Genomic DNA, 12,041 nt, shown 5'->3' on the forward strand with positions numbered 1-12,041 from the left:
TAATAATAAATAATTTATTTATCATTTTTGCTAGTAATAAAGTTTTGATTAATTCTTCAGGCGGAAATACAATGAAAAAATCTATTTTATCTATATTGGTAGCATGTGGGGTACTTGCATCACATGCCTCGGCAAATAACTGCACGGGCGAGTTATATGGTATTAACTCTGGTCGAGGTCATTTAGGTTTCGTTTTTTCAATAGATGAACAAGCGCAAAGCGCAGCTGTTCATTCAAAAGCTGCGTTTTCATCTGCAGCGATAGCATTTGATAGCACAAGAAACCGACTTTATTACGTAGCAGCTCCACGACCGCTTTCATATAAGTTAGATGTAAGTGAATTTAATTTAGCGAGCCATGAACTTGCTGACCTGCCGATACAAAGTGAAAAGTATAAATATACTCGTATTGCTTATGTAGATATGGATACAAAAGAACACACCGTTCTTAATCGATCTAATCCGATGACTCGTTTAGCGTATGATCCAAATCGCGATGTTATTTATGGCTCAAAAGGCAGTAAACTTTATGTTATTTCTCCTGAGTCAGGTGAGACGCAGTTCCTAGGTAATATGACTGACTATGGCAATAGCTCAGATATTCTTCGCGGCGATATGGTTGTAAAAAACGGTGAAGTGTATTTGGTTTCTGCAACCAGTATCTTTTCATTGGATCTTTCTACACTTGAATTATCGAAAAAGTCTGAACATGGTTTAACAACAGTAACCGGTGCTGCGCTAGACCAAAATGGAGAGTTATTAATTTCACGAGAAGTTATTAATGATCAAGGTAATTATAACATTACGAAGTTGTATAAAGCGTCGATTGAAACGGGCAAAACCTGCGCAATGGGTACATACCCAATGCGAATTAATGATTTAGCGTTAAACACACTTAAGCCAGTCGCGTGTTATAGCCAGCCAACTTGTAGTATTGCTGCTCAGCCACTAGTTATTACCAGTATTGATAAAAATAGAAAGGCAACTTGGCAAAACTATACTTTAAATGCCTATTTATTTGATAAACCAATAGCAAAACTAACTAGTTCAGCAAACTTTGGTGAAGACGGTATTGTTAATAAAACAGTTTCAATAAATCATGATTTTGCTGCTGCAAACTCAATTACAGAAGCTGCTATTGATGATTACAATACAGATATCTTTTTTATGGGAAGTTTTCATGATACCGATTTTACAGATGCTGAACTTGCAGAGCTTTACAATTGGTCAAAAAAATCTGGCAATGTAACTATTATTGCGGCTGATTCTGATATGCCGAATGAAAAAGTCTATGCCAAATGGGGTTATACAGTTACTCGTAATGGTTATGTAGATGGGCCAAATACTCAAAACCCTGATGGTGTTAATACTCAAGCTCAACAAGCTATTTTCGCTGGTCCATTTGGTGGTGTAACGAGTTTCTATCAAGCGGGTGGTGCTAAAGGATATTTTTCTGAAATGCCTGCAGGTACGCAAGTATTAGCAGTTAATCAAGATGGCTTGCCAACGATAGTAAAAGACTCAGCTACTGGTGATATTTTATTGTCTGATAGCGGTATTGTTAACTCTCAAGACAAAGCTGAGAATTTCACCTCAGGTACAGGTGTGTCTAGCATGGCAGACCGCTTATTCTTAAACTTAATTAACTACGCTAGTGATATAGAATAATTCGCTACATTTTAACCATCGTGAAGTAAATCACTTTACGATGGTTAATTATATGAAAACTTAATTTTATTAATTATTTAAACATTTAATCTTGTAGCTTCTCAATTTATTTTTTCTCTCCTTCTCTATTTTTTATTTTTACTTAATATTAATGTTTTTCTTTTTTAGTTTTTAATCATCTGTTTTTATTGTTCTCTCTAAAAATAAGGGTTTTCCTATTGTGTTGTAATGATTTAAAAGTAAATATTCTCCATTGTAGTATTTAAATAAAAATTAACATTTATTACCTTTCTTATTTTCAATGAGTAGTAAATAAGGTTTGGTTTTATTTTTTTCAGGTGAATATAAAATGAAAAAGTCTATTTTTTCGATAATGACACTTTGCAGCGCTCTCTCATCAGGTGCCTATGCAAACATGTGTACTGGTGAGCTGTATGGTATTAACTCTGGCCGAGGCCATTTAGGTGTTGTGTTTTCGCTTGATGAGCAAGCAAAAACGGCAGCAATTCATTCAAAAGCGAAGTTTTCTTCAGCGGCAATGGCATTCGATAGTACTCGTAATCGTCTATATTATGTGTCAGCACCACGGGCTTTAACTTATAAGTTAGACCCAAGTTCATTGAATTTATCTGATGAGGAATTGAAAGACTTACCGATTAAAGGCGAAAAGTATAAATACACTAAATTAGCCTACGTTGATATGCAGACAAATACGCACACAGAAGTTGCCCGAACAAGCCCAATGACACGTTTAGCGTATGATCCAGACCGTGATGTTATTTATGGCTCTAAAGGGAGTAAGTTCTATATTATTTATCCTGATTCTGGCGAGACCCAGTTTGTAGGTAATATGACTGGCTATGGAAATAGCTCAGATATTCTTCGTGGTGATATGGTCGTTAAAAATGGTGAAGTCTATTTGGTTTCTGCAACCAGTATTTTCTCATTAGATCTCTCTACACTTGAACTATCAAAAAAGTCAGAACATGGTTTAACTACAGTAACAGGCGCTGCGCTTGATCAAAATGGCGAGCTGCTTATTTCTCGTGAAGTGATTAACGATCAAGGTAATTACAACGTAACTAAGTTATATAAGGCATCTATAGACACTGGTAAAACATGTGAAGTAGCCTCCTATCCAATGCGCATAAATGATTTAGCAGTTAATACACTAAAACCAGTTGCTTGTTATGCTGAGCCAATTTGTAGCGTAGAATCAGAGTCAATCGTTATCACGAGTATCGATCAAGCCAGACAAGCTACTTGGGCTGGTTATACGCTTAATGGTTCTTTAATGGAATGGTCTTTAGAAAAATTGATAAGTACAGCAAACTTTGGCGAAAATGGCGTAGTTCGTAAGCCATTATCAATAAACCATGATTTTGCAGAGTCAAATTCAATTACTGAAGAAGCACTAGATAACTATAATACAGATATCTTTTTTATAGGCAGTTTCCGACTAAGCAATTTCACTGATGCAGAACTAGATGAAGCATATAATTGGTCATTAAAGAAAGGTAATGTAGCTATCATTGCTGGTGATGCTGATTACCCAGAAGAAAAAATATACCCAAGATGGGGTTATAAAGTAACAAATGAAGGCTACATTGATGGGCCAAATTTGCCGAATCCTGACGGGGTGAATACCCAAGCTCAGCAAGCTATTTTTGCAGGCCCATTTGGTGGTGTGACTAATTTCTATCAAGCAGGTGGTGCTAGGGGGTATTTTTCTGAGATGCCTACTGGAGCACAAGTTTTGGCTGTAAATCAACAAGGCTTACCAACTATCGTAAAAGATCCTATAACAGGTGATATCATCTTGGCTGATAGTGGCATGTTAACGAATCAGACCAAATCAGAAAATATTACAGAAGGGTCAGGTGTTACAAGTATGGCAGATCGATTACTAATGAATTTGTTTAACTATGCCAGTGAAATAGACTAACTATTTGCTGGTTATACAAAAATCGCGAAGCTATATGTGCTTCGCGATTTTTAATATAAAATTATTCACCAGCAACCAGTTAAGGTGTTTTTCACTCTATTGGTGTGCTGTTTAACTAATAAATAATTAACTCCCACCAATAATACATGGCAGCTTGCAAGCACAATTATCCATGGTGAAATACTTTGTGCTAAAAGACTGACCGTTACCAAGCTCATTAGCATCAAAAGCAATGACGAATTTAATGCAGTTTGTAATAACTGCTTAAAGCGTAAATGTTTCCAACGACTCCAAACAATCAGTAAAAATGCGGTAGTGGGGAGTATAAATAATATACATTCAATTAACGTAACGAATAACTGAGCGCTTTGAGAAGGCGGAGCAGCTGTTGCACCTTGTGAATGGTTAGAGCTTAAGGCAACCAATCCAAGCACCACAGTGATAAACATATTTTTAATATTCATTCATAAACTCTAAACTAATAAATCTTTAGCAGCTAAACACCCAAGCATTCAAATTAGGCATGCGCGTTTATGAGCTCTTTTGCATTGGCTCTTGCCATTTTACTGATGTTATCGCCAGCGAGTAGTCGGGCTATTTCATCAATACGGCCTTCTTTTGTAAGCTTATTCATTTGCGTATAGGTTTCGCCGTCTGCAATTTCTTTTGCAACAAAAAATTGTTGATGCCCAGAGCTTGCTACTTGCGGCAAGTGAGTTACACAAATAACTTGTGTCGATTTACCGAGTTGGCGTAAAAGTTTACCAACGGCTGAAGCGGTTGGGCCAGAAATACCCACATCGACTTCATCGAAAATTAGTGTTGGCGTTGTAACACGTTGAGCAATGATAACCTGAATCGCTAAACTAATACGTGATAGTTCACCACCCGAGGCCACCTTAGAAAGTGCTTGCATTGGTTGACCTGGGTTAGTTGATACTAAAAACGAAACCATATCAAAGCCCATTGAGCTTGGCGCTTTATCGGTAGCTTTCTGAATATCAATCGCAAACTTGCCATTTTCCATCGACAAGTTCGCCATGCTATCGCTAATTAATTGGTTAAGTGTTTGTGCGTAACTATGACGGCTTTCACTTAATAATTGAGCTGCCTGTTTGTATTGCTCAAGCGCATCATCAATTTCACTTTCAAGCGCACCTAAACGGTCACTGTTATAGCTGATTGATGCTAACTCTTCACTGATAGATTGATGAAACTCAACTAACTCTTCTGGTTTTATATGGTGCTTGCGGGCAAGGTCCATAATACCTGTTAACCTTGTTTCAACTTCATCTAAGCGAGCGGGGTCTAAGTCAGTTACATCGACATAACTACGAATTTCACGGCTTGCTTCTTCAACTTGTACAGCAGCCTCGCTAAGTAGCGCTGCAATGCTCGATAAACTTTCATCATAACTAGCAAGCTCAGCAAATTGCTGCGCACTGTGTTGCAACATTGAACAAGCACTTAGCTCGTCACTTTCGTATAAGTGTTGTAGCCCACGCTGGCATGACTCTAAGATAGTTTGGCTATGACTTAGTTTGTGATGCTCAGCTTCAATCTCCTCAAATTCACCCGGCTGTAAAGCAAATTCATCAAGTTCAGCCACCTGATACTCTAATAACTGCTTTTGAGCTGCTTGTTGCTGTTGCTGCTGCTCTAAATGATTAAACTCTTTAAGTAATGCTTGGTAAGCTTTGTAGCGCTCTTTAACATCAGTTAATAGCTGGTTGTGGCCTGCATAAGCATCAAGTAAATGTAATTGATGCTCAGACTTTAACAAGTGCTGATGGGCATGTTGACCATGAATTGAAATTAAATACTGACCTAACTCTTTTAACTGCGCAGCGGTTACTGAGCTGCCATTAATATAGCTTTTGCTGCGGCCATTTTTACAAATAACTCGACGCAGCAAACACTCGCCGTCGTTATTTGAAAGTAAATGCTGTTCTAAAAACTGTTGGGCGAGCGGAAGTTGGCTAATATCAAACTCAGCGCAGATCTCTGCGCGTTCAGAGCCTGGGCGAACCGCAGCTGCATCAGCTCGTTCACCAAGGCACAATGATAGCGCGTCGATGGCAATTGATTTACCTGCGCCGGTTTCACCTGTAATGGCGGTCATGCCATTGTGCCACTCAGTACTCAAGTTACTGACGATGGCAAAATTTTTAATTTCTAACCCAATTAACATACTGTTTATCCATCCAGCTAATTAACTGTTAATTTATACAGTGTTTTTGGGTTTTGCAAATTAAATTTTAAACTTTGCTTAATTCTGCGTTCTGATTTTCTTGGTTTATGTCTTTTGGATTCGATGAGTTCAGCTCTTTTGCTTGTTCATCTGAGGGCATTGTCGGCGGCTGATACTTGATGACTTCAATTAGCGACGGCAAAGATTCCTGATAAAATGACTTATTGTACTCAATGCCATTGTAAGGAAGTTCAGCCATGAAATATTGAAGACGGTCAGCTAATTGATCTAATTCTTCTGGTGTTTGCGCTTTGCTCGCTTCCATGATGATGGTGTTTATCAATAAATCACTGATGTATTCAAGGTGAGCAAGGTTTTCTTCATTATGAGCTTGAACAACAAAAAAGTTACTCGTAATTTGACTTAAACGCGAAACATTTTTCGGACGAATAAGTTTGCCTTCGCTAAAGTCAATCAACTTGCTTTTAAAGTCATTATTAATTTCTTTTACACGTTGGTTAAAACGTTTCTTTTCAGCCTCAATCGCTTTACGACGGTTGCTTTCAACCATCCAGTAACACCCTAGCAAGGTGATAAGTAATAACAGAGCAAGAAAAACGATATAGCTCATTTCGGTGAAGTATCCTTAAAAAATTACAGCATTAAGTATGATTATTTTGCGCTAATCAATCTGCCTTGGCAATTATTTAAGATAAAAATTGCTATTTAAAATAGCCGACTTCCCCAATTAAGTTTTTTTCTCAAAACATCATAGTAGGAATAGTCTTTAGGGTGAATTAAGCGCAAGTGTTTATCGGCTTTTTTGATAACCACTTCATCTCCGGGCAATACCGCCAAAACCACATGACTGTCGCAACTTACTTGCAGGCTGTCGGTATTTTCGAGGCTGAGCTTTAAGCGCACTTCGTTATCGGCATCAACCACTAGGGGACGACTTGATAAAGTATGTGGGAACATTGGTACTAATGAAATTGCGTTCAGCTCAGGTGTTAGAATAGGCCCGCCACCCGATAATGAATAAGCAGTTGAGCCTGTTGGTGTTGAGACAATTAAGCCGTCTGAGCGCTGTGAGAACACAAAATCGTTGTTAATAAAGGCTTCAAACTCAATCATATGGGCAACTTTATCGGCATGAAGAACAGCTTCATTAACCGCCAAATTCGCACTCTTAAGTTCGGCATGACGATAGACTTCAACTTCTAATAAAAAGCGTTTTTCTTCGATAAATTGTCCGCTCAGGACGTGTTCAAGACTTGCTTCAAAACCTTCTGGGTTTAAATCAGTTAAAAAGCCTAAGTTACCTCTGTTTACACCTATAACTGCAACATCAAAGCGCGCAAGAACGCGAGCAGCACCAAGCATGTTTCCATCGCCGCCAACAACAATGGCTAAATCTGCCCGCTCACCTAAATCAACTAACTTAACTAAGTTTTCTGCTGGTACGTTGTCAAGTTGGCGTCCAGTTCGTTGCTCGACGAGCACTTCAAAGCCTAAGGCAAGTAAAAAAGTATGAAGGCGTTGCAGGGTCGTGGCTGCGGCGCTGTGATTAGGTTTGCCAATCAAACCTATGGTCTTGAACGGTGAATCCATGTTAATTGCACTTAAACTTTCATGGCAATAGATTACATTAAAAATTAATGCTTTGAAAATAACTTGAAATAAACTTGCAGCGCCCAAATATCTAAGGCCAAGGAGCAAGATATATTAATTATGAAATTAAATCCGCGTGACCAACAAATATTTTCAGCAGTAATGAGCCTTTATTGTAATGGTGAAGGGTTGCCTGTTGCTTCATCACGAATTGCTAAACAAAAAGGCATGGCTGTGTGCTCAGCTACGGTGCGTAATGCGATGGCACGTCTCGAAAAAGAGGGCTTATTATATTCACCTCATACATCTGCTGGCCGTGTACCCACCAATGAAGGGTTTGAATATTGGCTGTCAGAGTTTTTTGAGTTACCGCAAATTGCAACTTATTGGCAACCACAGCAAGCCCAGCTTGTTGAATTAGCTCATGGCTTGAGTCAGCGTTACAAGGTCTGTTGTTGTGTTGGCTTGCCACAGGTAAGTTCACAACTGGTTTTTCGTGTTGAAGTACTTGATTTTGATGCTAGCAACTGGCTTATTTTGTTGCTTGATAGAGCAGGGCAAAGCCACAATATTTGTATCACTAAACCTGAGGATTCAAGTGATGCTGTGCGTTATCAATTTGCGACTTGGCTAAACACGGTGTTCAGTCAACAAACCCTGATGGAAGGATTGTATCGCATGCAGGCGATGGCCAATACTGCACCGCATAATTGTCATGATTCACTCACACAATGGACAAGACAGTTAAGTCAAAAACTGGGCTCTGATAATAGCATTGTGGTGGGCGAAAATTATCTTTATCGCCAAGTTGATTGCCAAACCAGTCTTAATATTGGAGTATCATTTTTAAATTTTGTTGAAGATAAGTTGGCATTTAAAAATGGTTTATCGGTTCTTAATACAGAACAACTACCATTTACTGATTGTGATGAGCTCATGGTTATCAGTGTTCCATACTTTAATAACCAAGAATATCAGAGTCGATTTTGTGTTATTTGTCCAAAATCAGCACAAATAGAAGCAATCATCCAAGAATTTGAGTTAATCGGCTCATCAGCCTCTTGAATCTTTTTATTCAATCCCCATAATTACCGCAGTTGTAAAGAATTGGAGCATGTAAGCTATGTCTGAGCAGACAAAATCACCAGAGCAAGAAGTTGAACTAAACGAAGAATTTGAACAAATGCAAGCGGATGTTGATGCAGCCGTTGAAGCAGCAGAGCAAGTTGAAGGCGAAGAAATGAGCCCTGAAGCAGAAATCGCGCTACTGCACAGCGAGTTAGAAGCTGCTAAGCAAACTATAAACGATCAAAAAGACAGTGTTGTTCGTGCTGCAGCAGATGTTGAGAACATGCGTCGTCGTGCCGCTCAAGATGTAGAAAAAGCACATAAGTTTGCACTTGAAAAGTTTGCCAACGAATTACTACCTGTTATCGATAACCTAGAGCGTGCAATTGAGTTTTCTGATAAAGAAAATGAACAGCTTAAACCTGTGCTTGAAGGTATCGAAATGACCGTTAAGAGTTTTAATGATGCGGTATCAAAATTCGGTGTTGAAATTGTTAATCCTCAGGGTGAACAATTTAATCCTGAATTTCATCAAGCAATGTCAATTCAGCCAAGCAATGACGTAGCACCTAACACTGTTCTTGCAGTAATGCAGAAAGGTTACACATTAAATGGCCGTTTATTACGTCCTGCAATGGTTATGGTATCGAAAGAAGCTGAATAAGCTTTAAAGAGATAGAAAAAATGCCTGTAAATTACAGGCGTTTTTTTTTTATTACAATTGTGTTCAATTTTTAACTCGATTGGTATCGTTTTCGATGCCAAAGCTGTACAAGTAAGATCAGTATCAGTGCGCTGAACATCATCGCAGAAAATGGAATAGCACTTTGTGGATGAACAAAAGCAAGGATAGGTCCAACTAAAGCACCACTACCGAATCTCAGTGTACCAATAACAGCTGTTGCAGTACCTGACTTTTCTTCAAATTGCATGAGAATCAATGAGTCTGCATTACTCGCTATAATACCTAAGCTCATCATTAATGGTGCAATGGTGGAAACGATGAAATATAGCGATAAATGCATCACACTGAATAAAAACAATGCCCCGCCAGCAACAAAGCCAATGCCAAGGCCAATAAATAAAAGTTTACGTGAGCCTAAACGCGGCACTAAACGTGTATTCATAAAGTTCCCGAACATTAAAGCCAACACGTTAAAAGCAAATAGCACACCGAACAATTGCTCATCTACTTTGAAGAAATCGAGATATACATAAGGTACTGATGTTAAAAAGCAAAAGAATGCGAATGAGGCAAACATTGAGCTGGCAATATCGGCAAGTGCGCTGCGGCGTGAAAATACCGTTTTATAACTATTGAAAAACAATGCTAAACCGCGCTGTTTACTTTTAAATATAGGAATATCGATCAAATGTATTTGGACTAAGGCTAAAATTGTAAAGCTATAGCCTGCTAGAACGATAAAAATAACCTGCCAGGTTGAGATGCCCATAATGAGTGAGCCAAGGGTAGGGGCTATCAGTGGAGCCACCATCATAATCATAGACACATACGACATACCTTTAGCGGTATTTTCGCGGTAAATATGGCGAATGATCCCAGGCACTACAACCGTCGCAGCAGCACCGGTAAAAGCTTGAATGGCTCTTAAAGACCAAAACAATTCAATATTTTGGCAAAATGCCAGAGCCAATGAGCTAATACCAAATAAACTTAAGCCTACTTTAGCAAGTAGTCGTCTGCCAAGCTCATCGGCAATTGGACCAAAAAACAACATGCCAAGGGCGTAACCTGCAAGATAAATGCTTAGTGAAATTTGCACATTTGGCATCGTAGTTTGCAAGTCGTTTGCAATTACCAGCATTGCAGGTAGGTATAAATCTATGGCAAGAGGGGTAATTGCAACAATACTTGCCAGTAACGGTAATAAAATGCGTTTATTTAAAATCTCTGGGGAAGGCATTGGTTACTCATTAATCGAAAGTTAGGTCACTATTGTAGCAGTGTGAACCCCTGTGGTGAACTTAGTTTGCCTGCTAAGTAAAAGAATTAACGAAAAAATAACAACTGATAATGAGGTCGTTCATTTTCATATAAAATTAAGCAATGCTTTGCTATATTAGCGATTATTGCACCAAGTATTTCAAGGATTCGTATGAAAAAGTTATTGATGGCAGTGTTAGCTACCGCTGTTTTAGCTGGTTGTAAAACCTCACCAACAGGACGCACGCAAATTGCGCTTTACTCTGATCAACAAATGAATCAAATGGGACAAGCCAGTTTTGCAGAAATGAAAAAAACGCAGCCAGTTAATAAAGACCCACGAGTAAATAGCTATGTTAAGTGTATTGCCGATGATGTAATTTCTGTACTGCCAAATGAGTATGCAAAACAGTCTTGGGAAGTTGTAGTATTTGAAGACGATTCTGCAAATGCATTCGCCTTACCGGGCGGTTATATCGGGGTTCATACTGGTTTATTAAAAGTAGCGGTAAACCAAGACCAACTTGCTACTGTTTTAGGTCATGAAGTTGCACACGTGATAGCTGAGCATTCAAATGAACGTGTTTCACAGAATGCACTTTTACAAACTGGCTTACAAGTTGGTGGTGCGGCACTTGATATGGGGAATGTGCAATATCGAGGCGAAATCATGCAGGCTTTGGGTTTAGGCGCACAATATGGGGTGGTATTACCATTTAGTCGCTCACATGAATCAGAGGCAGATATTGTAGGTCTAGATTTAATGGCAAAAGCAGGATTTAACCCAGAGCAATCAGTATCTCTTTGGCAAAATATGAGTGCAGCAGGTAGTAGTGGTACACCCGAGTTTATGTCGACTCACCCAGCTCCTGGTAACCGAATTAAAGAGCTTCAAAAGCACATGTCAGATGCATTAAAAGCTCAACAAGCAGCTAGAGCGAAAGGGAAAACCCCGCAGTGTAAATTATGATCAATAGAGCAAAGGTTGAATATCAACATTTTGCCAATAATATTTTTTATTCTCATAAATACACACTTTTCCTGGGTAAGTTGTCTGCTCGATTGAAGGAGCGGATAGCTGCTCAGGAATACCACATTTTTGCGCCAGACTAACCATAGCTATACCCTCAATTAAAAGAGTAATATCTATATCTTTCCAATTACAATCATTTTCTTGGCAAAAACAGGCTTTTCCGTCGTAAGTAACTTGATCAAGTTTTGGCATTGAGTAAGGTTTTGGTAAACCGCATTTTATTGCAGGTTTAAGCTCAGTTGTATTGGCTAGGAAAGAAGTAGTTAAAGCTAGTAAGCTACTAATGATAAATGATTTATTCATGAGGTTCTCCTAAAATCTAACTGTAGAACCACGATCGAATGTATGTCAAATTTTACTCTAAAATTTAAAAAGCCTGTAGTTTAGATAACTGCAGGCTTTAATTTGATAACTAGCAACTAGCAACTAGCAACTAGCAACTAGCAACTAGCAACTAGTACTCTTTCACATATATTTTGATCAGTTGCCCCTACTTAAATTCAGGTAACTGATCTTTTTCAATCAATAATTCAATACTCCTGCTTTTTCCAGTAACTGATGTTATAAATTTCTTCTTCTTA

General features: G+C 38.6%; 11 protein-coding genes. 5 read left to right on the plus strand and 6 right to left on the minus strand.

Annotated elements, in window-relative coordinates; genetic code table 11:
- The first annotated feature begins 71 nt into the window (after positions 1-71).
- Both L1264_RS15140 and L1264_RS15145 read left to right on the plus strand, forming a co-directional pair.
- Entirely contained in the window at positions 72-1,667 is a 1,596-nt protein-coding gene (locus L1264_RS15140; protein WP_199525726.1) for a hypothetical protein, read from the plus strand.
- Between the two features lie 349 nt (positions 1,668-2,016).
- Positions 2,017-3,612 carry a hypothetical protein gene (locus tag L1264_RS15145; RefSeq protein WP_199525724.1) on the plus strand — a complete coding sequence of 532 codons (1,596 nt, stop codon included), beginning with the start codon at positions 2,017-2,019 and terminating at the stop codon, positions 3,610-3,612.
- Positions 3,613-3,677: 65 nt separating this feature from the next.
- Here the strand turns inward: L1264_RS15145 and L1264_RS15150 are convergent, their stop codons facing one another.
- The 4 genes from L1264_RS15150 to nadK all read right to left on the minus strand — a co-directional run bounded on the left by L1264_RS15150 (position 3,678) and on the right by nadK (position 7,414).
- A complete protein-coding gene (locus tag L1264_RS15150) occupies positions 3,678-4,076 on the minus strand; it encodes a hypothetical protein (RefSeq protein WP_135924244.1) in 399 nt (132 codons plus the stop codon).
- A gap of 53 nt (positions 4,077-4,129) precedes the next feature.
- On the minus strand, positions 4,130-5,803 hold the full coding sequence (gene recN / locus L1264_RS15155) for a DNA repair protein RecN (RefSeq protein WP_199525722.1): 1,674 nt from the start codon (positions 5,801-5,803) through the stop codon (positions 4,130-4,132).
- Positions 5,804-5,870: 67 nt separating this feature from the next.
- The gene (locus L1264_RS15160; protein ID WP_135924246.1) at positions 5,871-6,434 is read right to left on the minus strand and encodes a hypothetical protein; all 564 of its coding nucleotides are present in this window, start codon (positions 6,432-6,434) and stop codon (positions 5,871-5,873) included.
- Between the two features lie 95 nt (positions 6,435-6,529).
- Complete coding sequence (gene nadK / locus L1264_RS15165; RefSeq protein ID WP_135924247.1) at positions 6,530-7,414, minus strand: NAD(+) kinase; 885 nt, start codon at positions 7,412-7,414, stop codon at positions 6,530-6,532.
- A 120-nt stretch (positions 7,415-7,534) separates the two neighbouring features.
- On the opposite strand from nadK, the gene L1264_RS15170 reads away from it, so the two are divergent.
- A complete protein-coding gene (locus tag L1264_RS15170) occupies positions 7,535-8,479 on the plus strand; it encodes an HrcA family transcriptional regulator (RefSeq protein ID WP_135924248.1) in 945 nt (314 codons plus the stop codon).
- Between the two features lie 58 nt (positions 8,480-8,537).
- Entirely contained in the window at positions 8,538-9,146 is a 609-nt protein-coding gene (gene grpE / locus L1264_RS15175) for a nucleotide exchange factor GrpE (protein WP_135924249.1), read from the plus strand.
- A 70-nt stretch (positions 9,147-9,216) separates the two neighbouring features.
- Here grpE and L1264_RS15180 read toward each other — a convergent pair whose 3' ends face one another.
- A complete protein-coding gene (locus L1264_RS15180; protein WP_199525721.1) occupies positions 9,217-10,407 on the minus strand; it encodes a Bcr/CflA family efflux MFS transporter in 1,191 nt (396 codons plus the stop codon).
- 192 nt (positions 10,408-10,599) lie between these two features.
- Here L1264_RS15180 and L1264_RS15185 point away from each other — a divergent pair, with 192 nt between their 5' ends.
- Positions 10,600-11,397: a M48 family metallopeptidase gene (locus L1264_RS15185; RefSeq protein WP_135924251.1), complete on the plus strand. Its 798-nt coding sequence runs from the start codon at positions 10,600-10,602 to the stop codon at positions 11,395-11,397.
- On the opposite strand, the gene L1264_RS15190 is transcribed toward L1264_RS15185, so the two are convergent.
- Positions 11,398-11,763, minus strand: coding sequence for a hypothetical protein (locus tag L1264_RS15190; RefSeq protein WP_138557657.1), 366 nt, complete (start codon positions 11,761-11,763; stop codon positions 11,398-11,400). It lies immediately after the preceding gene.
- Positions 11,764-12,041: the final 278 nt, after the last annotated feature.

It is taken from the genome of Pseudoalteromonas sp. APAL1, assembly GCF_021532475.1.
Lineage (GTDB): Bacteria > Pseudomonadota > Gammaproteobacteria > Enterobacterales > Alteromonadaceae > Pseudoalteromonas > Pseudoalteromonas lipolytica_C.